General features: G+C 74.8%; 24 protein-coding genes. 12 read left to right on the top strand and 12 right to left on the bottom strand.

The features are described 5' to 3' along the window. Window positions 1-72: 72 nt before the first annotated feature. The 6 genes from ACIGW2_RS04555 to ACIGW2_RS04530 form a co-directional block, all read right to left on the bottom strand. Entirely contained in the window at window positions 73-816 is a 744-nt protein-coding gene (locus ACIGW2_RS04555; RefSeq protein ID WP_391656233.1) for a spherulation-specific family 4 protein, read from the bottom strand. Continuing rightward, the gene (locus ACIGW2_RS04550; RefSeq protein WP_356071267.1) at window positions 804-1,766 is read right to left on the bottom strand and encodes an NAD-dependent epimerase/dehydratase family protein; all 963 of its coding nucleotides are present in this window, start codon (window positions 1,764-1,766) and stop codon (window positions 804-806) included. The genes ACIGW2_RS04555 and ACIGW2_RS04550 overlap by 13 nt, the downstream gene beginning before the upstream one ends. Before the next feature lie 154 nt (window positions 1,767-1,920). Further along, the gene (locus ACIGW2_RS04545; RefSeq protein WP_399841039.1) at window positions 1,921-3,330 is read right to left on the bottom strand and encodes a hypothetical protein; all 1,410 of its coding nucleotides are present in this window, start codon (window positions 3,328-3,330) and stop codon (window positions 1,921-1,923) included. A 13-nt stretch (window positions 3,331-3,343) separates the two neighbouring features. Beyond that, window positions 3,344-5,050, bottom strand: coding sequence for a DUF3492 domain-containing protein (locus ACIGW2_RS04540; protein WP_391656235.1), 1,707 nt, complete (start codon window positions 5,048-5,050; stop codon window positions 3,344-3,346). Between the two features lie 251 nt (window positions 5,051-5,301). Beyond that, entirely contained in the window at window positions 5,302-6,654 is a 1,353-nt protein-coding gene (locus ACIGW2_RS04535) for a DUF3152 domain-containing protein (protein ID WP_399841036.1), read from the bottom strand. Window positions 6,655-6,698: 44 nt separating this feature from the next. Beyond that, on the bottom strand, window positions 6,699-7,679 hold the full coding sequence (locus tag ACIGW2_RS04530) for an alpha/beta fold hydrolase (RefSeq protein ID WP_399841033.1): 981 nt from the start codon (window positions 7,677-7,679) through the stop codon (window positions 6,699-6,701). A gap of 155 nt (window positions 7,680-7,834) precedes the next feature. Here ACIGW2_RS04530 and ACIGW2_RS04525 point away from each other — a divergent pair, with 155 nt between their 5' ends. The 4 genes from ACIGW2_RS04525 (at window position 7,835) to ACIGW2_RS04510 (ending at window position 9,716) form a co-directional block, all read left to right on the top strand. Beyond that, window positions 7,835-8,050 (top strand): hypothetical protein, encoded by a 216-nt coding sequence (locus ACIGW2_RS04525; protein WP_361579203.1) that lies wholly within the window; start codon window positions 7,835-7,837, stop codon window positions 8,048-8,050. A 179-nt stretch (window positions 8,051-8,229) separates the two neighbouring features. Then, window positions 8,230-8,889, top strand: coding sequence for a TetR/AcrR family transcriptional regulator (locus ACIGW2_RS04520; RefSeq protein ID WP_391656238.1), 660 nt, complete (start codon window positions 8,230-8,232; stop codon window positions 8,887-8,889). Between the two features lie 169 nt (window positions 8,890-9,058). Next, window positions 9,059-9,286 carry a DUF3107 domain-containing protein gene (locus ACIGW2_RS04515; RefSeq protein WP_356071287.1) on the top strand — a complete coding sequence of 76 codons (228 nt, stop codon included), beginning with the start codon at window positions 9,059-9,061 and terminating at the stop codon, window positions 9,284-9,286. A 157-nt stretch (window positions 9,287-9,443) separates the two neighbouring features. Continuing rightward, a complete protein-coding gene (locus ACIGW2_RS04510; RefSeq protein ID WP_361579199.1) occupies window positions 9,444-9,716 on the top strand; it encodes a hypothetical protein in 273 nt (90 codons plus the stop codon). 66 nt (window positions 9,717-9,782) lie between these two features. Here ACIGW2_RS04510 and ACIGW2_RS04505 read toward each other — a convergent pair whose 3' ends face one another. Continuing rightward, window positions 9,783-10,514, bottom strand: coding sequence for a ferritin-like fold-containing protein (locus ACIGW2_RS04505; protein WP_356071291.1), 732 nt, complete (start codon window positions 10,512-10,514; stop codon window positions 9,783-9,785). Between the two features lie 481 nt (window positions 10,515-10,995). On the opposite strand from ACIGW2_RS04505, the gene ACIGW2_RS04500 reads away from it, so the two are divergent. The 3 genes from ACIGW2_RS04500 (at window position 10,996) to ACIGW2_RS04490 (ending at window position 15,521) form a co-directional block, all read left to right on the top strand. Further along, the gene (locus ACIGW2_RS04500; RefSeq protein ID WP_399841027.1) at window positions 10,996-13,695 is read left to right on the top strand and encodes a DEAD/DEAH box helicase; all 2,700 of its coding nucleotides are present in this window, start codon (window positions 10,996-10,998) and stop codon (window positions 13,693-13,695) included. 607 nt (window positions 13,696-14,302) lie between these two features. Continuing rightward, on the top strand, window positions 14,303-15,220 hold the full coding sequence (locus ACIGW2_RS04495; protein ID WP_391656240.1) for an alpha/beta fold hydrolase: 918 nt from the start codon (window positions 14,303-14,305) through the stop codon (window positions 15,218-15,220). A gap of 148 nt (window positions 15,221-15,368) precedes the next feature. Further along, entirely contained in the window at window positions 15,369-15,521 is a 153-nt protein-coding gene (locus ACIGW2_RS04490; protein WP_356074803.1) for a hypothetical protein, read from the top strand. An 87-nt stretch (window positions 15,522-15,608) separates the two neighbouring features. Here ACIGW2_RS04490 and ACIGW2_RS04485 read toward each other — a convergent pair whose 3' ends face one another. From ACIGW2_RS04485 to ACIGW2_RS04470, 4 genes are all read right to left on the bottom strand, one after another. Continuing rightward, complete coding sequence (locus tag ACIGW2_RS04485) at window positions 15,609-16,214, bottom strand: MarC family protein (protein WP_361579193.1); 606 nt, start codon at window positions 16,212-16,214, stop codon at window positions 15,609-15,611. Between the two features lie 177 nt (window positions 16,215-16,391). Then, the gene (locus tag ACIGW2_RS04480; protein ID WP_399841021.1) at window positions 16,392-17,252 is read right to left on the bottom strand and encodes a PHP domain-containing protein; all 861 of its coding nucleotides are present in this window, start codon (window positions 17,250-17,252) and stop codon (window positions 16,392-16,394) included. 157 nt (window positions 17,253-17,409) lie between these two features. Continuing rightward, complete coding sequence (locus ACIGW2_RS04475) at window positions 17,410-18,048, bottom strand: DUF6758 family protein (RefSeq protein ID WP_356074810.1); 639 nt, start codon at window positions 18,046-18,048, stop codon at window positions 17,410-17,412. A 133-nt stretch (window positions 18,049-18,181) separates the two neighbouring features. Next, window positions 18,182-18,772, bottom strand: a complete 591-nt coding sequence (locus tag ACIGW2_RS04470; protein ID WP_399841019.1) for a suppressor of fused domain protein — start codon at window positions 18,770-18,772, stop codon at window positions 18,182-18,184. Between the two features lie 441 nt (window positions 18,773-19,213). Here ACIGW2_RS04470 and ACIGW2_RS04465 point away from each other — a divergent pair, with 441 nt between their 5' ends. Both ACIGW2_RS04465 and ACIGW2_RS04460 read left to right on the top strand, forming a co-directional pair. Next, complete coding sequence (locus tag ACIGW2_RS04465) at window positions 19,214-20,353, top strand: magnesium and cobalt transport protein CorA (protein ID WP_391656241.1); 1,140 nt, start codon at window positions 19,214-19,216, stop codon at window positions 20,351-20,353. Between the two features lie 29 nt (window positions 20,354-20,382). Continuing rightward, window positions 20,383-20,889, top strand: a complete 507-nt coding sequence (locus tag ACIGW2_RS04460; RefSeq protein ID WP_399841016.1) for a hypothetical protein — start codon at window positions 20,383-20,385, stop codon at window positions 20,887-20,889. 18 nt (window positions 20,890-20,907) lie between these two features. Here ACIGW2_RS04460 and ACIGW2_RS04455 read toward each other — a convergent pair whose 3' ends face one another. Continuing rightward, entirely contained in the window at window positions 20,908-21,699 is a 792-nt protein-coding gene (locus ACIGW2_RS04455) for a hypothetical protein (protein ID WP_361579185.1), read from the bottom strand. 219 nt (window positions 21,700-21,918) lie between these two features. On the opposite strand from ACIGW2_RS04455, the gene ACIGW2_RS04450 reads away from it, so the two are divergent. The 3 genes from ACIGW2_RS04450 to ACIGW2_RS04440 are packed head-to-tail and all read left to right on the top strand — an operon-like array spanning window position 21,919 to window position 24,942. Next, window positions 21,919-23,187 carry a magnesium transporter MgtE N-terminal domain-containing protein gene (locus tag ACIGW2_RS04450; protein WP_361579183.1) on the top strand — a complete coding sequence of 423 codons (1,269 nt, stop codon included), beginning with the start codon at window positions 21,919-21,921 and terminating at the stop codon, window positions 23,185-23,187. Further along, window positions 23,180-23,764, top strand: coding sequence for a DUF1003 domain-containing protein (locus ACIGW2_RS04445; RefSeq protein WP_399841012.1), 585 nt, complete (start codon window positions 23,180-23,182; stop codon window positions 23,762-23,764). Before ACIGW2_RS04450 ends, ACIGW2_RS04445 begins: the two co-directional genes overlap by 8 nt. A gap of 44 nt (window positions 23,765-23,808) precedes the next feature. Beyond that, a complete protein-coding gene (locus ACIGW2_RS04440) occupies window positions 23,809-24,942 on the top strand; it encodes an Mrp/NBP35 family ATP-binding protein (RefSeq protein WP_361579181.1) in 1,134 nt (377 codons plus the stop codon). The last annotated feature ends 29 nt before the right edge of the window (window positions 24,943-24,971 follow it).

Below are 24,971 nucleotides of genomic sequence, written 5' to 3'. Positions count from 1 at the left end.
GACCTCATCAATACAGCTGGTCGGGATGTCAGTACGACTTTTCTTCTCCGCACAACACTGCCACGCCCCTTCTCATTCCGAGACACCCCGTCCGATACGCGAGACGATTTCGTCCCAGTAGCCGGGCAGGGAGTGGAATGGACCGGTTTGTCCGGGGCCGCCCCGGCGGTCGGTCATGAAGACCGTGCCCGCCCCCTGCCAGCGGGCGATCCGCAGCGCCTCGTCCAGATGGGTGCGGGGCACCCCGTGCACCAGGTGGACGAACTTCCCCGCCGGATAGTCGGCGGTCCACTCCGCCACCTGCGACCAGCGGTAGTCGGTCCAGGCACCGGAGAAGGTGACCAGCTGGTCGGCGGCCTCCGCGTAGCCCGGGTACGGATGGGTGCCGTGCCCCAGGACGAGGTGCGCCTCGCCGTCCCGCAGCGCCTCCAGGGTGGCCGAGATCCGGCGCACGCCCGGCAGGTCGGCCCGGTCGGCGGGCGCCCGGTCCAGGTAGAAGCCGTCCGCCTTGTACCAGTCGAGGAACCGCTGCGCGTCCGCGACCAGGTCGCCGAAGGGCCGCGAGCCGTGCGCCAGGTCCAGGTGCCCGAGCACCCGGACCCCGGCGTTGCGCAGCTTCCCGGCGGCCTCCAGGCAGTGCGGGTCGGGCCGCTCGCCGGGCCCCTCCGCGACGTTGAGCACGGCCCAGTGGACGGGGGTGCCGGGGCGGGTCAGCTCGGCCCACTCGACGGGCGCGAGGAGGGGGTGGGCGTAGCCGGGGACGCCCACCCCCATCTCGGTGACCGTCCCGGTGCCGGGGGCGGTCAGATGCGACATGCCGCCTCCATCCAGATGTCGGCGAGCGACTCCTCCAGATTGATCCGGGGCCGCCAGCCGAGCCGGTCGCGGGCGGTGCGCACGTCCGCCTGCTGCCAGGGCCCGCAGCCGTCGGGGTACGGGTAGGGGGCGGCGGCGAGCTGCTCGGCGATGGTCGCCTCGGTGCGGGGGGCGCCGATCACCGGGCGCGGCGGCGGTCCGTCGACCTCGTGCAGCTGGCCCGCGTAGCCGGCGACCCGGGCGAGCACGGCGGCGGCGTCGCGCAGCTTGACCGCGCGGCCGGTGCCGATGTTGACCACGCCCTGGGCGGCGGAGAGCGAGGCCGCGTGCACGGCCCGGGCCACGTCGCGCACGTCCACGAAGTCGCGCTGCACGCCGAGGCCGCTGAGCTTGAGCTCGCCGTCCCCGGCCTGGATCGCCCGGCGCATCGCCTCGGCGAGCCGGCCCAGCGGGGAGCCGGCCGGGGTGCCGGGGCCGACCGGCGAGAAGACCCGCAGCACGACCGCGTCCAGGCCGGAGCCGAGGACGAGTTCGGTGGCGGCGAGCTTGGACACGCCGTACGGGCCGCCGGGCCGCGGCACCGCGTCCTCGGCGGTCGAGGAGCCGGGCTGGCTGGGCCCGTACTCGGAGGCGCAGCCGACCTGGACCAGGCGGGCGCCGCAGCCGCTGCGGCGCAGGGCCTCGCAGACGGTGGCGACGGCGACGGTGTTGTGCCGGGTGAGGTCGCGGGCGCCGCCGCGGGTGGCGCCCGCGCAGTTCACGACGACTCCGGGGTGGACGGCGTCGAGGAAGCGGGTGAGCGCGCCGGGGCTGCCGGTCGCGAGGTCGAACCGGACGTCGGCGTCGTCGCCGCGGCCCAGGGCGGTGAGGTGCACCGCCGGGTCGGCGAGCAGCCGGTCGGCGACGAACCGTCCGATGAATCCGTTGGCTCCGAGCAGCAGCACCCTCATCGTGCGGCCCCTTCGTGCCGACCGGCCGTGGTGCGGGATCGGGGTGTCATGTCTCTTGCTTCTCCTTCGGAGGTGTCACGGGGAGGGGGTGCGCCCGCGGCGTCGGCTCCGCGGGTGCACGGGCGGGAGTGGGGGGGTGGGGTGTGCGCGCGGTTCACGCGTGGGCCGAGGCGCGCGAGAGGGCCTCGGTGGCATGGGTGAGCAGGACGAGTGCGGCGCAGCCGCAGACCAGGGCGGGCAGGGCGGCGGGGCCGCCGTGCGCGACGAGCGCGCGGACCGGGGCGCCGAGGACGTCGAGTCCGGGGAGCCGGGCGGCGAGGACGCTCGCCAGGGCGAGGGCCTCGGCGGCGCAGGCGGCGCCGAGGCCGCGGGCGGCGCTCTCGGCGAAGCCGTGGACGGCGAGCAGCCGGGCGGTCAGGAGCAGCGCGCCGAGCGCGAGGGCACCGGGGTGGAAGCCGGTGAGGACGAGGAGTCCGGCGAGCCCGGCGAGGTGCAGGGCGACGGTGCCGAGGAGGAGGGGGCGGGCGCCGGCCGCGAAGTCGGCGAGGCCGCGGCTGGCGGCGAGCCGGCGGCGGGCCCGTACGGCGAAGAGGTGGGCGCACCAGGCGGCGGGGGCGACGGACAGGGCGAGGGCGAGCAGCGGCGCGGTGTCGAGGGTCCAGTCGTCCGGGCGTCCTGCCGTGCCGTCCAGGACGGTGGTGACGACCGGTCCGGTGTCGGGCCCGCCGCGCAGCAGCTGGTCGAGCAGTCCGTCGCCGGCCGCCGCGTAGGCGAGCAGGCCGAGGATCCACAGCGGTGCGGCGGTCGGCGGGCCGGCGGTGACCCGCAGGGGGCCGCGGCGCACGGCGAGGAGGAGGGCGGCGAAGAGGCCGAGGGCGCCGAGCGCTCCGGCGGCGAGCCGGAGCCCGCCGGTGCCGAGGGCCAGTCCGAGGGTGGCGAGTCCGGCGACGGCGCCGGGCGCGCAGACGGTGAGCGCCCAGCTCGCGGGGCCGGGTCCGGGCGTGCGGCCGGTGTCGGTACGGGGCACGGCGGCCTCCCCGCGCGGGACGCGGGCGTACAGCTCCTCGGCGAGCGAGAAGACGTCCCGGTGGCGGAAGCGTGCGGCGGTGCGGTCGGTGACGCCGTGCGCCTCCAGGCCGGCGGCGATCTCCAGCGGGTCGACGGCCCGTTCGCACAGCTCGCGGTGGCGGTGCATCAGCGCCTTGACCGGGTCGGCGGGGCCGCGCCGGGGCCGCGCGGCCGGCTGCGGGGCCTGGGGACTCTGGGGGGCCCTCGGGGTCGCTGGGGTCCGCGGTGCGGCGGTGCCGGCCCGCTGAATCGCTTCGGCAGTCCCGGCCGGGAGCGGCTTCGGCTCGACGGCCGGGGTCGTGACGGCGGGCGCGGCGGCAGGTGCCGGGACGGGGGCGGTGGCCGGGGCGGGCGCGGCCGACAGGTCGAGTCCGGCGTGCGGCGGCGCCGGGACGGCGCTCCGGGCGGTCCCGGTGGTGAGCGCCGCGCTGCTGAGGAGCGCCTCGGAGCGGGAGTCCCAGGGGCCGGGGCTGGTCGGTGCGGCGGGGCCGCGCATGGGTGTGCCTCCTTCATGCATCGGGGTCTCCCGCGCCGGCCGCCGCGGTGACCGGCTGGTCCGCCCAGCTGCCCGGCACGTGGGCCTCGGCCGGGTGGGCGAAGGGCACGCCGCTGGTGGTGCGGCGGCGGACCGGCGAGTGGGAGAGGAGTTCGAGGTAGATGCCGCGGAACGCCGCCAGGTTCTGTTCCACGGTGAACAGCTCCAGGGCGCGGGCGCGGGCGGCGGCGCCGAGCCGGTGCCGCCGGTCCGGGTCGCGCAGCAGCGCGAGGCAGGCGTCGGCGAGGGCCTTGGGGTTGCGCGGCGGGACCACGAGTCCGGTGCCGCCGATGACCTCGACGACGGCGCCGACGTCCGTGGAGACGGTGGCGCGGGCGCAGAACATGGCCTCGACGAGGCCGACCGGGAAGCCCTCGACGACGCTGGAGAGGACGACGACGGCGCTGGCCGCGTAGGCCTCCTCCAGGCTGGGGGCCTCGGGTCCGCCGAGCTCCTCGAAGGAGACCGGGTTCTCGCCGATGGCGTGCGCGCCGGCCGCCTCGTCGGGGAACAGCTGCTCGGCCAGGCCCCGGCAGTGCGCGAGGTACGCGGCGGCCCCGGCCTCGTGGACGGGCGCCGCGATGATCCGCAGCCGGGCGTCGGGCTGCTGCCGGCGCACCTCGGCGAAGGCGTGCAGCAGGGCGACGAGGTCCTTGGCGGGTTCGACCCGGCCGATCCAGGCGAGGGTGGTGGGGTCGCCGCTCTCCTCGTCCTCGCCGACCTCGGCGAAGCGCTCGGCGTCCATGCCGGGGTGGACGGTGCGCAGCCGGGACCGGTCGGCGCCGCACTTCTCCTGCCAGCGGCGGGCGTGCGCGTTGCCGGGGGTGAGCAGCGCGGCCTGCCGGTAGACCTCGCCGGCGAGCCGCCCGTGGAAGGCGGCGAGCAGGGCGCGGACGGGGGTGGCGAGGGGGGCGCCGGTGGCGGCGAGGTAGTGGGCGCGCAGCTGGACGCCGTACTCGGTGACGAGCAGCGGGGTGCCGAAGAAGCGTTTGGCCAGCAGGCCCGGGAGGGCGGCGGCGCCGGCGGAGGCGGCGTGGCAGAGGTCGACGAGCCCGAGGCCGCCGGCCGTGCCGCCGGGACCGTCGTCCTCGCCGTACCAGCCGAGCGAGAGCGGACGCAGGGCGCGCTCCAGCTGTTCGGCGAAGGCGAGCTGGTCGGGGACGGTGGCGGCGGCGAGGCTGCGGCGGGCGCCGGGGGCGCGGCAGGCGGCCTCCAGGATCCGCACGACGGACTCGGAGCGCAGTGCGGTGGCCAGTCCGGCGCTCTCGCGGGCGAGTTCGGCGAGGGCGTAGAGCCCGGCGGCGAAGCGCTCGGCGCCCTCGGTGCCGGGGCGGGCGGTGCCCTCGTCCCCGGCCTCGGGGGCGTCGGCGGCGCAGATGCCGGCGGCGAGCTCGCGGACGGCGTCCTCGAAGCGGCGCCGGTCGCGTCGTCCGTAGCCGCGGCCGCGGGCCCGGCCGGGGCCGCGGGTGTCGTCCTCGGGCGTCCACAGCGGGGCGGTGTGCACACCGCGCACGTTGGGCGGCAGCGGCACCCGGCCGGCCGCTTCCTGGGCGGCGTCGCGGCTCAGCGCGTAGAGGTCGAACTCGTGCGGGGCGAGCCCACGCACCAGCCGGTCGCACCAGAGTCCGGACTCGCCGGCGGCGAACGGATAGCCGCCCTCCGTGAGCAGTCCGATCCGCATGAGCACACCCCCGTTCTCCCGTGACGGCGGCCGCCGTTCGTCCGGCGACCCGCAGCGGGAAGAACGTAAGCGGACATCACGGGGGGATGATGGACGGTTGTCCGTCGCACCACCGGAAGGGGTGAATGCACGTAACTTTCCCGGACCGGTCGCGTTCCGTGGCGCTACGGATCGGTTCGGTCACGCTCCGTCAGGCCCGGGGGCGGGCCGGGAACGGGCCGGGGCAGCGGTCCCGGGTCGGGCCCGCGGGATCAACTCCCGGGATGCACCCAGGGGTTGGGGCGGCACTTGACGCCGTCGATGTCGAGCGACTTGGTCTGCTGCTGCATCACCGGGGCGAGCGCGCCGGGCGTGCGGCAGCTCACGTGGTTGTGGCCGAGCCGGTGCCCGACCTCGTGGTTGATGAGCATCTGCCGGTAGGCGTGCATGGCCTGCGGGCCGAAGGTCTCCGAACCCTGCGCCCAGCGGAAGGCGTTGATCATCACGCGCTCGGTGGAGGCGGAGTCGCAGGACACGTTGTCGACGGTGGTGTCCAGGCCGGACTTGCGGCACCAGTCGCCGGTGGTGCCGGGGCTGGCGAGGGTGATGACGAAGTCCGGGTCCCCGCTGGAGATCCGCTCGAAGGTCATCTCGCCCCGGCCGGCCCAGCTGCGCGGGTCGTTGAGGGTCTTCTGCACGGCCTGCGCGAACAGGGCGCCGTCGAGCCCGAGGCCCTGCTCCACGTCGATCCGGTAGCGGATCTTGCGGCCCTTGCCGGGCGCCTTGTCGAAGCCGGGCACGGCGTCGAACTTCCCGGAGCCGTGCAGCTTGGGGTCGACCGGGAACTGCCGCGCCATCAGTTCCTCGTACGAGGGCGGGGTGACGGGCGCGGTGGGCGTCCTGGCCGGGCGGTCGTCCGAGCGGGAGGCCGGGTTCTCGGCGCCGGCCCGGTCGGCGGGCCGGTCGGCCGCCCGGGACTGGGGCGCGTCGCCGCTCCCCCGCTCCGCGACCTGTCCGGCCACGACCACGGCGAGCACGGTGGTGATCGCGGCGGCGGCGACACCGGTCAGGGTGCGGCCGAGTCCGCCGGACCGCCCGGGGCGCCGCGCGTCGGCCTCCGGCTCGGGACCGGTGCCGGTCTCGGGGCCGGTCGGGTCCGGCCGCCCGGCGGCGGGCCGGGCCGTGCCCTCGCGGCGCGGTCCCGGCACATAGGGGGCCGCGGGGCGCCCGGGCTCCTCGTGGACGGGATGCCCGCCGCGTACGAAGGGGTCGGCGGCGTACGGGTCGTGCGGCCCCTGGGGGCGCGGGGTGCCGTGCACCGGCGTGTCGAAGAGGGGCGCGGGGCCGCGGCCCGGCGCGCCGTAGGCGGGGACGCCCCGCGGCGGGGTGCCGGGTCCGGGGTTCGCGGGGCGGGCGCCCTGGGGGCGCGGGGGCTGCGGGTACTGCGGCGCGCCCTGCGGCCGGGCGCCGCCCGGGTAGGGCGGCCGCTGGGGGGCCGGGGCCCGGTCGGCCTGCCGGGGGCCGGCGGCCGGGGGCTGCTGCTGGGGTGCCGGTGTCTCGCCGCGGCGGCGTCGCCCCGTGCCCGGCCCCGGCCTCGCGGCCTCCCGCTGTCCGGTGTCGGCCACCGGCGTCGCGGGCCCCTTGCGACTATGTCGTCCCACGGTCCGGCTCAGCTCCCGCCCTCGGCCGCGTGCCGCGCGGCATCGGTGATCAGCTCCCGGACCGCGGCGGCGACGGCCTCCGGATACTCCATCATGGCCACGTGTCCCGCCTCCGGGAGGGTGAGCAGCCGCGAGCCGCGGAAGGCCGCGGCGGCCCGGCGCGCCATCCGGAAGCCCACCAGGCGGTCGCGTCCGCCGTAGATCAGCAGCGTCGGCGCGAGCACCCGCTCCGCCTGCCGCCACAGCCCGTGCTGCCCGCCCAGGGTGTAGGCGTCGACGATGCCACGGGAGGAGCGGGCCATGGCGTCCCAGAAGTAGGGCAGCTCCAGGCGCCGTTCCATCTCCTCGACGGCGTGCCGGAAGCCCTCCTCGCTGACCCGGGCGGGGTCGCCGTAGCAGAGCGCCAGCACTCCGCGGACCCGCTGCTCGGGCGTCCAGTCCCGGCTGAGCCGTGCGAACAGCGGCGCGACGCCGGGCAGCGCGAGCAGCGCGGTCGGCCAGGCGGACCGCTGGGCGCGCAGCTCGGGCAGGGCCGGGGAGATCAGGGTGAGGGTGCGCACCAGGTCGGGGCGCACGGCGGCGACCCGGGTGGCGACGGCGCCGCCCATCGAGTTGCCGAAGAGGTGCACCGGGCCGCGGCCGGAGGCGTCGAGCAGCCGGATGACGGCGCGGGCGTGCCCGGTCACCGAGTAGTTGCCGTCGTCCGGCGGCGGCGAGTCGCCGAAGCCGGGGAGGTCGACCGCCTCGCCGTCGACCACGTCGGCGAGCCGGGGCATCAGGTCCGACCAGTTCTGCGAGGAGCCGCCGAGCCCGTGCACGTACAGCGCGGGCGGCAGACCGGGCCGGTCGCCGGGCCGGGAGCGCACCGTCAGGGTGAGCCCGGGCAGCGCGACGGAGCGCAGTCGCTCGCCCTCGGCGACCCGCACGGCGCGCGGCCGGGTCGCGGGCGGTGCGGCGGTCCGGGTTTCCGGCAGCTCGGTCGAGGACATGGCAGCGATATTACGAGACGATCACGCCCGGGCGCGTGTGGGTGGCGTCACAGGATCGGGTGCGGCGCGGAACGCCTGCTCCTACGCTCGAAGGGTAGGTGCCCGACAAGGGCCGCCGGACAGGACCCGTGCGACCGTCACCGGGAAGGAGCCGCATGACTGCCGACCCGAACGAGCCGGACACATTCGCCGAGGAAGAGGACGTCGTGCTCGACGAGGAGATCCCCGAGGCCGACGCGGCCGAGCAGCACACCGAACTGCAGCAGCGCGAGGACGATCCGATCAGCCGGCTCCCGCACGACGCCGCGAACGACGCGGACGCCGTCGAACAGGCGCGCGTGGTGGCGCTGGACGAGGACGACTACCGCTGAGTAGCCGCATGGTCGCCGGTGGGCGCGCTCACCGGCATGACCATCTTGTTGTCCGCCGCCTCTCGCCCCGGGCGTCCGGTCCGTGAAATTCTGCGTTCGCACCGCGCACAGCCGCGTTACCCAAAAGTACGATGGCGGCGCGACGCCAATGCGCGCATGGATCGAACTTTGGAGGCGGCGTGAGCGCCATCGAGCAGACAGAGGCAGCACGCCCCCGGGGCACGCGCCTGCCGCGCCGTGCCCGAAGGAACCAGCTGCTCGGCGCGGCCCAGGAGGTGTTCGTCGCCCAGGGTTACCACTCGGCCGCCATGGACGACATCGCCGAGCGGGCCGGCGTCAGCAAGCCGGTGCTCTACCAGCACTTCCCCGGGAAGCTGGAGCTCTACCTGGCGCTCCTGGACCAGCACTGCGAGGCGCTGCTCCAGTCGGTGCGCACGGCGCTGGGCTCCACCACCGACAACAAGCTGCGGGTCGCGGCGACCATGGACGCCTACTTCGCGTACGTGGAGGACGAGGGCGGCGCCTTCCGCCTGGTCTTCGAGTCGGACCTCACCAACGAGCCGGCCGTGCGCGAGCGGGTCGACCGGGTCTCGCTGCAGTGCGCCGAGGCGATCTCCGAGGTCATCGCGGAGGACACCGGTCTGTCGAAGGACGAGTCGATGCTGCTCGCCGTGGGCCTCGGCGGCGTGTCGCAGGTGGTGGCCCGCTACTGGCTGTCCAGCGAGTCGCCGATCCCCCGCGACAAGGCGGTGGCGCTGCTGACCTCGCTCGCCTGGCGGGGCATCGCGGGCTTCCCGCTGCACGGCACGGAGGGCCAGCTCGCCGCCGAGGGCCACTGAGCCCGGGCGGGCCCCGGTCCGCCGGGGACGTCCCCGGCCGCTTGTTCCCCTCCGCTGTTCGCTCTTGGCGTGCCCCGTGCGCACCGTGTCCGTCCCCTCACCGGGCTAATGTGTGGCAGGTAGGGCGCGGGATCCACGCGCAAGGCTGACCGTTCGGAGGGACATAGCCGTGGAGGTCAAGATCGGCGTGCAGTACGCGCCCCGGGAGATCGTTCTGGAGAGCGGGCAGTCCGCCGAGGAGGTCGAGCGCGCGGTGGCCGACGCGCTGGCCGGCACGTCGCAGCTGCTCAGCCTGACGGACGAGAAGGGCCGCAAGGTCCTGGTCCCGTCGGACAAGATCGCGTACATCGAGATCGGCGAGCAGGCCGTGCGCCGGGTGGGCTTCGGCGCCCTCTGAGACGTACGAGACGGGGAAGGGCCCGGCGGACGCACTGTCCGCCGGGCCCTTCGTCTTCGCACGTCAGGGGGTATCGGGAGGATTGTCATCCGGAGTGACCGGGTAGGACGGGTGTGACCGAACTGCCCGCCCCGCACCGCACGCGAGGTGATCCGCCGTGTTCCTGGAAGCCCTCGGTTCCGCCCTGCTCGGATTCGCCCTGGCCTGGGCCGCCGCGCACCGGCTCCCCGATCGCCTCCCCGGGCGGGCCGCCGTCCTCCTGACGGGTGCGCTCGGCGGCGTCTTCGGCGCCCTGGTGACCCACGGCGCGCTCGGCCCGGGCCACTTCCTGGCGACCCTGGTCGGTGCCGTCGCGATCGCCGCCGTGCTGCTGTCGCTGCTGGTCCGCCCGGCCTCGCGGCGCCTGCGCCGATCAGCCGCCGCGGGCTGACCGTCCCGTACGGGCGCCCCGTGCGGGCGCCCCGGGAGAGTGACGCGGGAGGTGCGGCGCGGTTGCTCAGGCGGCCAGGCCCAGCGCCGCCATCCGCTTGGTGTGCGCCTCGGTGATCCGGGAGAACATCCGGCCGACCTCCGCGAGGTCGAAGCCCGCCGCCATCCCGTCCACGCCGCCCACCAGCATCGTCGAGAGCGCGTCGCGCTCGGCGACCACCCGCTGGGCCTGCGACAGGGCCTCGCCCATCAGCCGGCGGGCCCACAGCGCGAGCCGGCCGCCGACCCTCGGGTCGGTGTCGATCGCGGCGCGCACCTTCTCCACGGCGAAGTTGCCGTGCCCGGTGTCGTCGAGCACGGACAGCACCAGCGCGCGGGTGTCGGAGTCGAGCCGGGCCGCGACCTCGCGGTAGAAGTCACTGGCGATCGAGTCGCCCACGTACGCCTTGACCAGGCCCTCCAGCCAGTCGGACGGCGCGGTCTGCTTGTGGAAGTCGTCCAGCGCCTTGGCGAAGGGCTCCATCGCCTCGGTCGGCTCGGCGTCCACGGCGGCGAGCCGGTCGCGCAACTGCTCGAAGTGGTGGAACTCGGCGGAGGCCATCTTCGCCAGCTCCGCCTTGTCCGCGAGGCTCGGCGCCAGCTTGGCGTCCTCCGCGAGCCGCTCGAAGGCCGCGAGCTCGCCGTAGGCCAGCGCGCCCAGCAGGTCGATCACGGCGGCGCGGTACTGCGGCACGGCGGAAGCGGTGGCCCAGTCCTGGGCGGCGATTCCGGTGGGTGTGGCGTTGTCAGGCGTCTCCATGAAGCGCACAATAGCCCGCTCGCCACGCCGCCCGGGGGCCCGGTCGACCGCTGTGACCGTGGCCTCGCCGGGAATTCTCCCGACACACATGCGCGATTCCGGGGTACAGTGGTAATGCGCCTGCCGAGTATGCGGACGTGCTTTCGCACGTACGGACGTATCCGGTGGGCCGACTGATGAATGAGGATGCCCGGTCGGTGGCCCGATCGGCTCCGGCCCGACAGCCCTTCCGGCGGACCCGCCGAAGGGTCCCTCAGCGGCACGACGCTCGAGCGACGGCAGTGGTCCCGCGCCCGACCAGACGGTGATCTCCCGATCCCCCCAGTGGTCCCCGGCACGGTGAGACCCCCTTCGTTCGCCTCGCGCCGCGTCTCACAGAAGAGGCAGCACCCTGACTACGTTCCGAGACCTCGGGATCCTTCCCGAGACGGCCGAGGCCCTGGAGGCCGTCGGCATCGTCACCCCCTTCCCCATCCAGGAGATGACCCTTCCGGTCGCCCTTTCCGGCACCGACGTCATCGGCCAGGCCAAGACCGGTACGGGCAAGACCCTCGGCTTCGGCCTCCCCCTCCTGGAGCGCGTCATCGTCCCGGCCGACGTCGAGGCCGGCCGCGCCCAGCCCGAGCAGCTGACCGACGCCCCGCAGGCGCTCGTCGTCGTGCCCACCCGCGAGCTGTGCCAGCAGGTCACCAACGACCTGCTCACCGCCGGCAAGGTGCGCAACGTGCGCGTCCTCGCCATCTACGGCGGCCGCGCCTACGAGCCGCAGGTCGAGGCCCTGAAGAAGGGCGTCGACATCGTCGTCGGCACCCCCGGCCGCCTGCTCGACCTGGCCGGCCAGCGCAAGCTCGACCTGTCGCACGTCAAGGCGCTCGTCCTGGACGAGGCCGACGAGATGCTCGACCTGGGCTTCCTGCCCGACGTCGAGAAGATCATGAGCATGCTGCCGGCGAAGCGCCAGAGCATGCTGTTCTCGGCGACCATGCCGGGCGCCGTCATCGGCCTGGCCCGCCGCTACATGTCGCAGCCCACCCACATCCGGGCCACCTCGCCCGACGGCGAGGGCGTGACCGTCGCCAACATCAAGCAGCACGTCTTCCGCGCGCACTCGATGGACAAGCCCGAGATGGTCGCCCGCATCCTGCAGGCGCGCGGCCGCGGCCTCGCGATGATCTTCTGCCGCACCAAGCGCACCGCCGCCGACATCGCCGAGCAGCTGCAGCGCCGCGGCTTCGCCTCCGGCGCGGTCCACGGCGACCTCGGCCAGGGCGCCCGCGAGCAGGCGCTGCGCGCCTTCCGCAACGGCAAGGTGGACGTGCTCGTCTGCACCGACGTCGCCGCCCGCGGCATCGACGTCGAGGGCGTCACGCACGTCATCAACTACCAGTCCCCCGAGGACGAGAAGACCTATCTGCACCGCATCGGCCGCACCGGCCGCGCGGGCGCGAGCGGCACCGCGATCACGCTGGTCGACTGGGACGACATCCCGCGCTGGCAGCTCATCAACAAGGCGCTCGAACTGGACTTCAACGACCCGGTCGAGACCTACTCCAGCTCGCCGCACCTCTACGAGCAGCTGGACATCCCCGAGGGCACCAAGGGCATCCTGCCGCGCGCCGAGCGCACCCGCGCCGGTCTCGACGCGGAGGAGCTGGAGGACCTGGGCGAGCCCGGCGGCCGCCGTGGCCGCGGCCCGCGCCAGGAGAAGACCGAGGAGCGCCCGGCCCGCACGCGTACGCCGCGCCAGCGCCGCCGCACCCGTGGCGGTGCCGAGCTCGGTGACGCCGCCCCGGCCGAGCAGCACGCCGGCACCCCCGCGCCCGAGGCGGCGGACGCCGCCGAGGCGCCCGCCGGTCCGCGCCGCCCGCGCCGCCGCCGCACCCGCGGCACGGGCCCGTCGACCCCGGGCATCCCGGTCGCCGGCGCGGCCGTGACCACCGCCGTCGCGGAAGCCCCGGCCGCCGAGGCCCCGGCCGAGGAGCCCCGCCGCCGCCGTACCCGCACCCGGACCCGCGCCGCGGAGACCACCGAGGCCCCGGCCGAGGTGACCCCGGCGGCCGAGGCCGCGGAGACCGCTGAGGCTCCGGCCGAGGCGGCCCCGGTGGCCGAGGCCCCTGCCGAGGAGTCCCGTCCGCGTCGCCGCCGTTCCCGCGGTGCGCGTCCGGAGGGCGCCGAGCCGGTGACCGCCGCTCCCGTGGCCGCCCCGGCCCCGGCCGCCGCTCCGGCCCCGCGCAAGCGCCGGGTCCGGCCGCGTCCGGCCGAGGAGACCGTGACTTTCCAGACGGTCGAGACGGCCGCCGCCGCGCTGGCCGCCGCCTCCGCCCGTACGGTGCCGGCCCAGGCCGTCGCCGAGCCGAAGGCCGTCGAGCCGAAGGCCGTCGAGCCGAAGGCCGTCGAGCCGAAGGCCGTCGAGGTCAAGGCCGCGGAGCCCAAGGCCACCGTCCCGGCGCAGGCCGCCGAGTCGGCCCCGTCCGGGTCCCGGCCGCGCCGCCGCGCCACCCGCCCGGTGACCAGCACGACCGCGGACGCCCCGGCCCCGGTGGCCGCCCCGGAGCCGGCCCCCGCGCCGGTCGCCCAGGAGCCCCGGCCGCGCCGCCGCGCCACGCGTCGGGCCTCCAGCCCGGTGACGTCCACCCCGGCCACCGGTGCCGTGGTGATCGTCGAGGCGGCACCGGTCGCCGAGCCGGTCGTCGAGGAGCCGAAGAAGGCCGCGGCCCCGCGCAAGCGGGTCGCCAAGAAGGCCGTCGCCGCCGAGGCCCCGGTCGAGACGGCCGAGACGGTCGAGACCGTGGCCGAGGAGCCGAAGAAGGCCGCCCCGCGCAAGCGCACGGTCAAGAAGGCGGTGGCCACCGAGGCCGCTCCGGTCGAGGCCGCCGAGGCCCCGGTCGAGGCCCCGAAGAAGGCGGCGCCTCGCAAGCGGGTCGCCAAGAAGGTCGCCGAGGCCGTGGCCGAGGCGGTCGACACGGTGACCGAGGAGCCGAAGAAGGCCGCCCCGCGCAAGCGGACCGTCAAGAAGGCCGTCGCCGCCGAGGCGCCGGACGCCTCGGAGCCGAAGACGCCGGCCCGTCGTCGTACGACGAAGAAGGCCGCTGCCGAGACCCCGGTCGAGGCCGAGGCTCCCAAGAAGGCGGCCCCGCGCAAGCGCGTCGCCAAGAAGGCCGCCGCCCAGCCGGAGGCCTGATCCGCCACAGCGCCTCCACGGCCCGGCCCCCGGTTCTCCGGGGCGCCGGGCCGCGGTGCGTGGTACGGGTCCCGCAGGCGGGAGCCGGACGGCTCCACGACCGATCCCGCCCGCGTCCCCCGGGACCGCCGGGCCCGCGCCTTCGGCCGGCCCCACAGCCGGCGTCGCGGCAACAGCCGACGACTCCACCACCGCACCCGAGCCCGATACGTCGGCCCCGCCGATCCCCGGCGGGAGCCGCGCGGGACCGGGCGGCTCCACGACCGATCCCGCCCGCGTCCCCCGGGACCGCCGGGCCCGCGCCTTCGGCCGGCCCCACAGCCGGCGTCGCGGCAACAGCCGACGACTCCACCACCGCACCCGAGCCCGATACGTCGGCCCCGCCGATCCCCGGCGGGAGCCGCGCGGGACCGGGCGGCTCCACGACCGATCCCGCCCGCGTCCCCCGGGGACGCCGGGGCCACGCCTTCGGCCGGCCCCACAGCCGGCGTCGCGGCAGGAGCCGGCGGCTCCTCCGCCCGCCCCCGGGGCAGGGGTCGCGCCGGCCCGCCCTCCTCGGCGCGTTCGCGGCGGGAGCCCCTGCTCCGGTTCCGGTTACAGTCCCTGTATGAGCAAGCCCCGGTCCCTGGCGCTGCCGCCCCGCACCCGTCGTTACCGGCTGACGACCGCGCGCGGCTCCTTCGCCGTTCTCGACAGCGTGCCCGAGGGGGCCCGGCACGGGACGGTGTTGCTGCTGCCCGGGTACACCGGCAGCAAGGAGGACTTCATCGAGCTGCTCGGGCCGATCGCCGAGGCCGGTTACCGCGCGGTGGCCGTCGACGGGCGCGGGCAGCACGAGACGCCGGGGCCGCGCGGCCGGGCCGCGTACCGGCGGAAGGCGCTGGCGCTCGACGTGGTGGCCCAGGCGTCGGCGCTCGGCGACGGGCCGGTGCATCTGCTCGGGCACTCCTTCGGCGGCCTGGTGGCCCGCGCGGCGGCGGCGCTCGCGCCGGACGCCTTCCGCTCGCTGACCCTGCTCTCCTCGGGACCGGGCCGGGTGGCCCGGCCGCAGCGGATCCGGGTCCGGGCCCTGCGCGGCGCGTTCGCGCTGCTGCCGAAGGAGCGGGTGTGGCGGGCGACCCGCTGGCTGGACAGCCGCGGCGAGGAGCCGGGCGCCGGGGATCCGCAGGAGATCGTGGACTTCCTGCGCCGGCGCTGGATGCTGACCCGGATCGCCCAGCTCTCCGGCGCGGGCCGGCTGCTGCTGAGCGACCCGGACGGCACGGCGGCGCTGCGGGCCCTGCCGATGCCGCTGCACCTGGCGTACGGGGACGAGGAGACGGTCTGGCCCGTGCCGGACCTGGCCGCGGTGGCCGCGCTGACCGGCGCGCACCACTCGGTGGTCGTGGGGGCCGGCCACTCCCCCAACGTGTCGCACCCGCGGGAGCTGGCGGAGCGGCTGACCGCGTTCTGGGCGGGCGCCGACCCGGTTCCGGGCACGGTGCGGTCGGGCGCCGGTCGCAACGCGGCGGAAGCGTCCTCGTAACCCCGCTCTGCGAGGATCCTCCTGGGACTAGTTAGTCATCCGAAAAATTTCCTTAGCGTAGGGAATGTTTGCCGGATGCATGTCGTTGTACCCCTACGTAACGCAGTTCTCCGCCCAGGAGGATCAACTCAGACGAAGGGAGAAGCCCATGCGCTTCGAAATCCTGCGCCTCGACGACATCGACGGCACGCCCGTCGACTCCACGGTCGTGGACGCCGCCTCCGTCAACGGGATCGTGCAGCAGGCCGCCGCGATCGGTCAGCGCATCTGGATCCGTCCGGCCGACGCCACGGCGTCGTAACGGTCACTCCACTCACGCACCGCGCCCCCGCACGGACTCCGTCGCAACGGAATCCGTACGGGGGCGCAGTGGTGTGCGCGCCGGGCGTCAGACGCCCTGGACGACCTGGGTGACGCCGTTGATGATCTGCTGCACGGCGATGGCGGCGAGCATCATGCCGGCCAGCCGGGTCACCAGGACGACGCCGCCGTCCTTGATGACGCGGATGATCAGCAGCGAGTAGCGCATGGTCAGCCAGAGCACGACGTGCATGGCGACGATGGCGGCCCAGACGGAGACCTGGGCGCCGGCGCCGTCGGCGTGCTGCACGGCGAGGATGACCGAGACGATCGCGCCGGGCCCGGCGAGCAGCGGCATGCCGAGCGGGACGAGGGCGACGTTGACGTCCTTGGTCTGCTGGGGTTCGTCGTTCTTGCCGGTGAGCAGGCTGAGCGCGATGAGCAGCAGGAGCAGTCCGCCGGCGATCATCAGCGCGGGGACGGAGACGTGCAGGTAGTCGAGGATCTGCTGGCCGAGCACGCCGAAGACGGCGATGACACTGAAGGCCACGGCCACGGCCTGCCAGGCCATGCGGCGCTGCACCTTGGCGGCGCGGCCGGAGGTGAGCGCGAGGAAGATCGGGGTGATCCCCGGGGGGTCCATGATCACGAAGAGGGTCAGGAACAGCGAGCCGAAGACGGCGACGTCGAACACGGTGGTGCCTTGCGTGGAAAGGGGTGTACACGAAGGGCCGGAACAGGGGATTCCGGCGCGTGGGCAGGCCTCGGCCCGCCCGGAGGGAGAAGCGCGCGGACGCCACGGCACGGCGGCCGGGCCGCGCGGGGCGGCCGGCCGGCGAGCGGTCGGAGGGGTGTGGCGGTGGCGGAGGGGTTACGGGCGTCCGCCCGCGCCCGGCACCGGGAAGGCACCGGCGGCGCGGCGGGTGATCTCGCCGTAGATCTCCGGGTCGGTGGTGAACTCGCCGAGGCCGACGGTCTTGCGGCTGCCGTGGTAGTCGCTGGAGCCGGTGGTCAGCAGGCCCAGCTCCTTGGCGAGGCCGCGCAGCCGGGCGCGGGTCGGCTCGTCGTGGTCCATGTGGTCCACCTCGATGCCGTCGAGACCGGCCTCGGCGAGCTCGGCGATGGCGGACTCGGGCACGCACTCGCCGCGCTTGACGGCCAGCGGGTGGGCGAAGACGGTGACGCCGCCGGCCGCCTTGACCAGCCGGATCGCGTCGATCGGGTCGAGCTCGTGCTTCTGCACGTGGGCCCGGCCGCCGTCGGCGATCCACTCGGGCGTGAAGGCGCCGGAGACGTCGGGCACGACGCCGAGCTCGACCAGGGCCTCGGCCACGTGCGGGCGGCCCACGGAGCCGTCGCCGGCGATCCGGGCGACCTGCTCCCAGGTGACGGGCACGCCGAGCTCCTGGAGCTTGGTGACCATGGCGCGGGCGCGCGGCACCCGGTCGTCCCGGACCAGCTCGCGCTCGGCGAGCAGGGCGGGCTCCTCGGGGTCGAAGAGGTACGCGAGCATGTGCAGGCTCACGCCCCCGTAGCGGCAGGAGAGTTCGGCGCCGGTGACGAGGGTGAGCCCCTCGGGCAGGGCCGCGATGGCCTCTCTGTAACCCCGGGTGGTGTCGTGGTCGGTCAGCGCGACCACGTCGAGCCCCGCGGCGGCGGCCTTGCGCACCAGTTCGGCGGGGGTGTCCGTGCCGTCCGAGGCCGTGGAGTGGGTGTGCAGGTCGATGCGCACGACGCGGGACTCCGGGGGCTCGGGGCGGACTGAAGGGACCGCTCCAGCATAACGGGCGAATCAAGCGGCCCGGTACGGATCCACCGAAGCCGCCACCCCTTACTTCGTCACACCCCGCCCCTTCGCCGCACCCCGCCCCGGACCCGGCGGCCCGCTGTCAGGTGAGCAGTCTCGGCGTGAGCGCCCCGCAGGGCAGCAGCTCGACCTCGGAGCCGGCGTCGCGCAGGTCGGTGAGGACCAGCTCGTCGTACATCAGCAGGCCGGACTGCTCGGGCCAGACGATCGCCCACAGCCACAGGCCGCGCGCCTCGCCGGCGAAGACGGCCCGGTCGTGCGGGGTGCCGTTCACGTGCCAGAGCGGGGTGGGCCGGCCGGCGGCGAGCACCTTGACGGGGGGCGCCTTGTCGATGGCCATGCCGGGGCCGGGATCGGGTCCGTCCACGCCCGCGAACCGGGCGCCGAGCCCGACGCCGAGCTCCTCCGCGACCAGCAGCAGCTCGCCGATGCCGCCGAGCGGTCCGGGTCCTGAGCAGGCCACGGCGGTCGCGCGTCCGCCGCTGCGGTCGTCACCGGCGTACGCCACCCCGGTGAAGAGCCATCCGACGGGCAGGGGCCACGGCATCCACACCGGCACCTGGGCCCGGTGCACGACCACACCGAGGCCCTCGACGCTGGGCGGGATCACGGGCTGTAGCGGGTGCACCGAGCCGTGCACGTCGCACTGCCAGGAGTCGGCGAAGAGACCGGGCGCCCTGACCCGGCCACCGCACTTCGGGCAACTGGGTTCGCCCCTCATAGGGCTCAACGGTCCTACCGTCGCGGCCCCGCGTCAAGGACGATCACCGATGATCACCCGTCCGGCCGGAGCGCTTCACCCGGGGGCCGGTCCGGGCGCGCGGACCGGCGTCGGTCCGGGCACGCGGACGGCGTCAGTCCAGGCGCACGGACCGGCGCTGCGGGTCGCGCAGGTCGGTGCCCTCGGCCAGCCAGCGCTCCTCCAGGGCCTGCGCGCCGTGCACCCGCTTCCAGGCGGCCTCGTTCGAGGTCATCGGCAGCAGCGGCAGGAAGCGCACCGGGTCGAGCGGGGCGTCGAGCACCAGGTCCTCGACCAGGCCGCCCGACTCGCCGACCAGGACCGAGCTGAAGGGCGCACCGGGCCACAGCGGGTCGCCCACGTCGAGCGAGGCGCCGGGGGCCACGACGACGCCCTCGACCTGCGGGGTGGCAGCGAGCACCGCGAGCGGGCGGAGCACCTGGTCGGTGTCGGCGCGGCCGGCGCGCACGGTGAGCAGCAGTTCGGCGCGCGGGCCCTTCACCGGGTCGGCGAGCGCGGAGGTGGGGTCGGTCATCGGCTGGGCGGACATGCCGAGGGTCGCGTAACGGACCAGTCCCGCCTCGGCGTCGATGAACCGGAGCACCTCGATCCGGTCGGTGCCGAGGAAGGTGATCGCCGCCCGCGCGTCCGGCTCACCGAGGGCGGTGCGCAACCGGGCCTCGACCAGAACGAGAATTTCTGACATGCCGCGAGCATAAAGCGCGTATGGAACGGGCAAAGTAAGGGATTGACCCTCGGTCGGCTGATAGTGTTGACCACTGGTCGGGCTTGATGACCCGACTGCTCGTCACACGTCATCCCTCACGAGGGACCGGCCGGAGGAGGTGGGACTGCGATGGACCGAAGTCGATCGGGCAGTACCAGCCGCTCTTCCGCCGCCCCGCACCCCCGCCCGGTGCGGTCCTCCTCCCGGTGACCCACGGATCCCTCCGAGCCTCCCGGCCGTGACGGATCCCTCCTCTCCGGCAGCGCGCACGACGGAAGAGCACCCCTTGCCTCCCTGTCTGTAGCGAACGCCGTCACCGCGATCCGCCGGTGCCGCCCGCTTTGTGGACGACGTAGCTCCACGTCCTCATTCCGGGCTGTGCCACGTTCGCCGACGGCCTCTCCGTGAAGGAGCACGCCCATGTCGATGATCCGTGACCTGCGCGCCGCCGTCCGTCCGTCCCTGCTGCACCCGCTGCGCAAGACCGCCACGGCCACCGCATCGCCGTACGCCAACTACGACGCCACGCGCGACCCCACGGCCGCGAGCGCCGTCGTGGACTGCGCCGTCTACCGCGAGGGGCGGCGGATCGACGACAGCGACTGCCTCACCCCGCGCGGCGCGATGCGCCAGGTGCGGGAGAGCGGCGGCTTCGCGTGGATCGGCCTGCACGAGCCGACCGAGGCCGAATTCGCCGGTATCGCCGCGGAGTTCGGGCTGCACCCGCTGGCCGTCGAGGACGCCGTGCACGCCCACCAGCGGCCCAAGCTGGAGCGGTACGACGACACGCTCTTCACCGTCTTCAAGACGATCCACTACGTCGAGCACGCCGAACTCACCGCCACCAGCGAGGTCGTGGAGACCGGCGAGGTGATGGTCTTCACCGGCCCCGACTTCGTCATCACCGTCCGGCACGGCGGCCAGGGCTCCCTGCGCAACCTCCGGCACCGCCTCCAGGGCGAGCCGGAGCTGCTCGCCAAGGGCCCGTCCTCGGTGCTGCACGCCATCGCCGACCACGTGGTCGACGGCTACATCGCGGTCGCCGACGCCGTCGAGCTGGACATCGACCAGCTGGAGATCGACGTCTTCTCGCCGGCCGCCAAGGGCTCCACCCGGGGCGCCGACACCGGGCGGATCTACCAGCTCAAGCGCGAGGTGCTGGAGTTCAAGCGGGCCGTCACCCCGCTGCTGCGCCCGCTGCAGCTGCTGAGCGAGCGCCCGATGCGGCTCGTGGACCCCGACATCCAGAAGTACTTCCGGGACGTGGCCGACCACCTGGCCCGGGTCCAGGAGCAGGTCGTCGGCTTCGACGAGCTGCTCAACTCGATCCTCCAGGCCAATCTGGCGCAGGCGACCGTCGCGCAGAACGAGGACATGCGCAAGATCACCTCGTGGGCGGCGATCGTCGCCGTCCCGACGGCGGTCTGCGGGGTCTACGGCATGAACTTCGACCACATGCCGGAGCTGCACTGGAGGTACGGCTACCCGATGGTGCTCGGCGGCATCGCCGTCATCTGCTTCGCCATCCACCGCACCCTCAAGCGGAACGGCTGGCTGTAGCCGTCCGGCCGCTCGATAGGCTTCGGCCCATGACCGAAGAGTTGTTCCTCGTCGAGGAGGCCACCAAGAAGTCCGGCCTCGTCTGGGTGCGGGGCGCGGCCCCGGCGGCCCGCGCGCTGTGGCACGTGTGGCACGAGGGCGCCGCGCTCGTCGTCGGCGACGGGCCGGGCGAGCAGCCGCTGCCGGGCCTGGCCGACGGCGGCACCGCCGAGGTCACCGTGCGCAGCAAGGACAAGGGCGGCCGGATCGTCGCCTGGACCGCCGCCGTGCGCGAGCTGCCGGCCGGTACGGAGGAGTGGGACGCGGCCGTCGCCGAGCTGAAGGGCAAGCGCCTGAACGCGCCCGACGGCGAGGCGATGCCGGAGCGCTGGGCCCGCGAGTGCCGGGTGGTCCGGCTCGAACCGTGCACCGCGACCACCGAGCTGCCGGACGGCTCGCTGGCCGCCGTACCGCTGCCGTCCCCGGGCATCACCCGCCGGCCGGTCCCGGCGGGCCTGCCGAAGCTGCTCCTGAAGCGCAAGCGCCGCCGGGCCTGACCGTCCGGGCAGTCCCGGCTAGGTGCGGGGCAGCTGCTTGCCGTAGTCGAGGGTCTGGCCCTTCTCCGGTTCGGCCAGCGGGAAGTCCTTGTCCCATTCGGAGAGGATCACCACGCCCGCGCCGCCGCCGCGGGCGAAGCGCAGCGGGAACGGGGTGCCCTCCAGGGACACGTCGAGGGAGCCGCCCACGGCGTCCTCGCCGCCGCGCACGTTGATGGTGCGCGTGCCGCCGATCTTGTCGTGGTCGCCCTTGACGAGCTCGCCGTGCAGCCCGATCAGACCGTCGAGCAGCAGGTTCATGTCGGTGAAGCCGCGCAGCTGCTTGTACGAGGGGTCGTCCTCGGGCACCTTCACGTACTTGTCCTCAAGCGTGTCGGCGGCCTCCGAACCGGCGTCGTCCCCGGAGCCCGACGGGGCGGAGGAGGCGCCGTCCTTGCCGCCCTCCCCGTCGTCCTCGTGCTCCCAGAAGCCGGCGTCCGCCTTCAGATAGAGCGCGTCGCCGACCCGCAGCAGCTCGAAGGTGCTGTTCTTCGTGGTCACCGAGCCGGTCGCGCCGTTCTGCTTGAGGCGCATGTTCAGCTTGTACGTGCCGCCCTTGCTCACCAGCGTGCCGGACAGGCGCACCGCCCTGGCCCCGTCGGCCGCCGTCCGGGCCTTCTGCTCGATCGCCGTGGCGTCGAGCCGCCCGACGCCGTTGGTGCCCTCGTCCGGGTCGGCCGCGCAGGCGCCGAGCGCCGTCATCAGGCCCACGGAGAGCGCGAGCGGAAGGGCGGCCCCGCGGACGCGCGAGGTCGGACGGAGCACGGTCACCTGGGCACCTCTCGTGAGGGTGGGGGACGGGCGGTGGGATCCGGAGCCGGTGGGGACGGCAGACCCGCAGCGTACCCGGGCCGGGCACCCGCCCCGCAGGCAGCCGGACGGCCGCCCTGCCGAAGCGGCACCGTCCGGCACGGGCTAGCCTGAACCCGGCAAGCGGGACGAGCGGTCACGGACCGACCCGAATCGTGCGGCACCGAGGAGGCGCGTGGCATGGCGGCAGGCGCCCCCCGGGTCTTCGTCTCCCATCTGGCCGGAGTCCCGGTCTTCGACCCCGTGGGCGACCAGGTGGGGCGGGTCAGCGATCTGGTGGCGATGCTGCGGGTGGGCCGCCGGCCGCCCCGGCTGCTCGGCATGGTCGTCGAGGTGCTGTCCCGGCGCCGGGTCTTCGTGCCGATGACCCGGATCACCGGCGTCGAGTCCGGTCAGGTCATCACCACCGGCGTGGTCAACATGCGGCGCTTCGAGCAGCGGCCCACCGAGCGCCTGGTCCTCGGCGAGCTGCTCGACCGGCGGGTGACGCTGGTGGAGACCGGCGAGGAGGTCACCGTCCTCGACGTGGCGATCCAGCAGCTGCCGGCCCGCCGAGACTGGGAGATCGACAAGGTCTTCGTGCGCCGCGGCAAGGGCGGGGCGCTGCGCCGCAGGGGCGAGACGCTCACCCTCGACTGGTCCGCGGTCACCGGCTTCTCCCTGGAGGAGCACGGACAGGGCGCCGAGAACCTGGTCGCCACCTTCGAGAAGCTGCGCCCCGCCGACCTCGCCAACGCGCTGCACCACCTCTCCCCCAAGCGGCGCGCCGAGGTGGCCGCGGCGCTCGACGACGACCGGCTCGCCGACGTCCTGGAGGAGCTGCCGGAGGACGACCAGATCGAGATCCTGGGCAAGCTGAAGGACGAGCGGGCCGCCGACGTCCTGGAGGCGATGGACCCGGACGACGCGGCCGACCTGCTCAACGAGCTGCCGGAGGACGAGAAGGAACGCCTGCTCACCCTGATGCAGCCGGACGACGCCGCGGACGTGCGCCGGCTGATGGCGTACGAGGAGCGGACCGCGGGCGGTCTGATGACCACCGAGCCGATCGTGCTGCGGCCGGACGCGACGGTCGCCGACGCGCTCGCCCGGGTGCGCCAGCAGGACCTCTCCCCCGCGCTCGCCGCGCAGGTGTACGTGTGCCGGCCGCCGGACGAGACCCCGACCGGCAAGTACCTGGGCACCGTGCACTTCCAGCGGCTGCTGCGGGACCCGCCGTTCACGCTGGTCGGCTCGCTGGTGGACAGCGACCTGCCGCCGCTCGGCCCGGACACCCAGCTGCCCGCGATGACCAGCTACTTCGCCGCGTACAACCTGGTGGCCGCGCCGGTGGTGGACGAGAGCGGCTCGCTGCTCGGCGCGGTGACCGTGGACGACGTGCTCGACCACCTGCTGCCGGACGACTGGCGGGAGACCGAGTTCCACGAGGAGGGGGTGTCCGGTGGCTGACCGCGCGCAGGAGCGGGACCGCGAGCGGGACCGGGACCGGGAGCGGGCGCTGCCCCGGATCCGGCTCGACCAGCCGCGGCTGCGGCGCGCCCGGCTGCTTCCGGAGTACGACCCCGAGGCCTTCGGGCGCCTGTCGGAGCGGATCGCGCGGTTCCTGGGGACGGGGCGGTTCATCGTCTGGATGACGGTGATCATCATCGCTTGGGTGGTGTGGAACGTGTCGGCGCCGGAGGGGCTGCGCTTCGACAAGTACCCGTTCATCTTCCTCACCCTGATGCTGTCGCTGCAGGCCTCGTACGCGGCGCCGCTGATCCTGCTCGCGCAGAACCGGCAGGACGACCGGGACCGGGTCAACCTGGAGCAGGACCGCAAGCAGAACGAGCGCTCGATCGCCGACACCGAGTACCTGACCCGGGAGATCGCGGCGCTGCGGATGGGCCTCGGCGAGGTCGCCACCCGCGACTGGATGCGCTCGGAGCTCCAGGACCTGCTGAAGGAGCTGGAGCACCGGGACGGGGAGCGGCGCGATCTATTCCCGGACGGCGGCCCGCGGGGAAGTGACGTTCCCGACCGTTGACAGGCCTTTCATGAGCCGGTGGTCGGCGCCGTACCATCTCTTCTATGGCTACGGAAGACGCGGTGCGCGAAGCACTGGCGACGGTGAACGACCCGGAGATCAACAAGCCGATCACTGAGCTCGGCATGGTCAAGTCGGTGGAGATCGGTGCGGACGGCAGGGTCGCCGTCACGGTCTACCTCACCGTCTCCGGCTGCCCGATGCGCGAGACGATCGTCCAGCGCGTCACGGACGCGGTCTCCCGGGTCGAAGGCGTCAGCGGCGTCGACGTCTCCCTGGACGTGATGAGCGACGCCCAGCGCAAGGAGCTGGCGGCGGCGCTGCGCGGCACGACGGCCGAGCGCGAGGTCCCGTTCGCCAAGCCGGGCTCGCTGACCCGGGTCTACGCGGTGGCGTCCGGCAAGGGCGGCGTCGGCAAGTCCTCGGTGACGGTCAACCTGGCCGCGGCGATGGCCGCCGACGGGCTCAAGGTCGGTGTCGTGGACGCCGACATCTACGGCCACAGCGTGCCCCGCATGCTGGGCGTGGACGGCAGCCCGACCCAGGTCGAGAACATGATCATGCCGCCGTCGGCGAACGGCGTGAAGGTCATCTCGATCGGCATGTTCACCCCGGGCAACGCGCCGGTGGTGTGGCGCGGCCCGATGCTGCACCGCGCGCTCCAGCAGTTCCTCGCGGACGTGTACTGGGGCGACCTGGACGTCCTGCTGCTCGACCTGCCGCCGGGCACCGGCGACATCGCGATCTCCGTGGCCCAGCTGGTGCCGAACGCGGAGATCCTGGTCGTCACCACCCCGCAGCAGGCGGCGGCCGAGGTCGCCGAGCGGGCCGGCGCGATCGCCGTGCAGACCCACCAGAAGATCGTCGGCGTGGTCGAGAACATGGCGGGCCTGCCGTGTCCGCACTGCGACGAGATGGTCGACGTGTTCGGCACGGGCGGCGGCCAGCTGGTCGCCGACGGCCTGACCAAGACCACCGGCGCGACCGTCCCGGTGCTCGGCTCGATCCCGATCGACGTGCGCCTGCGCGAGGGCGGCGACGACGGCAAGCCGGTCGTCCTGGCCGACCCGGACTCCCCGGCCGGCTCGGCCCTGCGCACCATCGCGGGCAAGCTGGGCGGCCGGCAGCGCGGCCTGTCCGGCATGAGCCTGGGCATCACCCCGCGCAACAAGTTCTGACCCCCGGGTCCCGCGCCAGGACACCGGGA

The sequence above is a fragment of the Streptomyces sp. NPDC053541 genome, from assembly GCF_044544705.1.
Taxonomy (GTDB): domain Bacteria; phylum Actinomycetota; class Actinomycetes; order Streptomycetales; family Streptomycetaceae; genus Streptomyces.
This window is presented reverse-complemented; position numbering and strand designations above follow the sequence as displayed.

What these genes read in the sequence shown, in the direction of transcription:
- ACIGW2_RS04555 (WP_391656233.1), bottom strand. Translation starts at nt 816, where the DNA reads ATGTCGCATCTGACCGCCCCCGGCACCGGGACGGTCACCGAGATGGGG.
- ACIGW2_RS04550 (WP_356071267.1), bottom strand. Translation starts at nt 1,766, where the DNA reads ATGAGGGTGCTGCTGCTCGGAGCCAACGGATTCATCGGACGGTTCGTC.
- ACIGW2_RS04545 (WP_399841039.1), bottom strand. Translation starts at nt 3,330, where the DNA reads ATGCGCGGCCCCGCCGCACCGACCAGCCCCGGCCCCTGGGACTCCCGC.
- ACIGW2_RS04540 (WP_391656235.1), bottom strand. Translation starts at nt 5,050, where the DNA reads ATGCGGATCGGACTGCTCACGGAGGGCGGCTATCCGTTCGCCGCCGGC.
- ACIGW2_RS04530 (WP_399841033.1), bottom strand. Translation starts at nt 7,679, where the DNA reads ATGTCCTCGACCGAGCTGCCGGAAACCCGGACCGCCGCACCGCCCGCG.
- ACIGW2_RS04525 (WP_361579203.1), top strand. Translation starts at nt 7,835, where the DNA reads ATGACTGCCGACCCGAACGAGCCGGACACATTCGCCGAGGAAGAGGAC.
- ACIGW2_RS04505 (WP_356071291.1), bottom strand. Translation starts at nt 10,514, where the DNA reads ATGGAGACGCCTGACAACGCCACACCCACCGGAATCGCCGCCCAGGAC.
- ACIGW2_RS04500 (WP_399841027.1), top strand. Translation starts at nt 10,996, where the DNA reads ATGACCCTTCCGGTCGCCCTTTCCGGCACCGACGTCATCGGCCAGGCC.
- ACIGW2_RS04495 (WP_391656240.1), top strand. Translation starts at nt 14,303, where the DNA reads ATGAGCAAGCCCCGGTCCCTGGCGCTGCCGCCCCGCACCCGTCGTTAC.
- ACIGW2_RS04490 (WP_356074803.1), top strand. Translation starts at nt 15,369, where the DNA reads ATGCGCTTCGAAATCCTGCGCCTCGACGACATCGACGGCACGCCCGTC.
- ACIGW2_RS04475 (WP_356074810.1), bottom strand. Translation starts at nt 18,048, where the DNA reads ATGAGGGGCGAACCCAGTTGCCCGAAGTGCGGTGGCCGGGTCAGGGCG.
- ACIGW2_RS04470 (WP_399841019.1), bottom strand. Translation starts at nt 18,772, where the DNA reads ATGTCAGAAATTCTCGTTCTGGTCGAGGCCCGGTTGCGCACCGCCCTC.
- ACIGW2_RS04465 (WP_391656241.1), top strand. Translation starts at nt 19,214, where the DNA reads ATGTCGATGATCCGTGACCTGCGCGCCGCCGTCCGTCCGTCCCTGCTG.
- ACIGW2_RS04460 (WP_399841016.1), top strand. Translation starts at nt 20,383, where the DNA reads ATGACCGAAGAGTTGTTCCTCGTCGAGGAGGCCACCAAGAAGTCCGGC.
- ACIGW2_RS04450 (WP_361579183.1), top strand. Translation starts at nt 21,919, where the DNA reads ATGGCGGCAGGCGCCCCCCGGGTCTTCGTCTCCCATCTGGCCGGAGTC.
- ACIGW2_RS04440 (WP_361579181.1), top strand. Translation starts at nt 23,809, where the DNA reads ATGGCTACGGAAGACGCGGTGCGCGAAGCACTGGCGACGGTGAACGAC.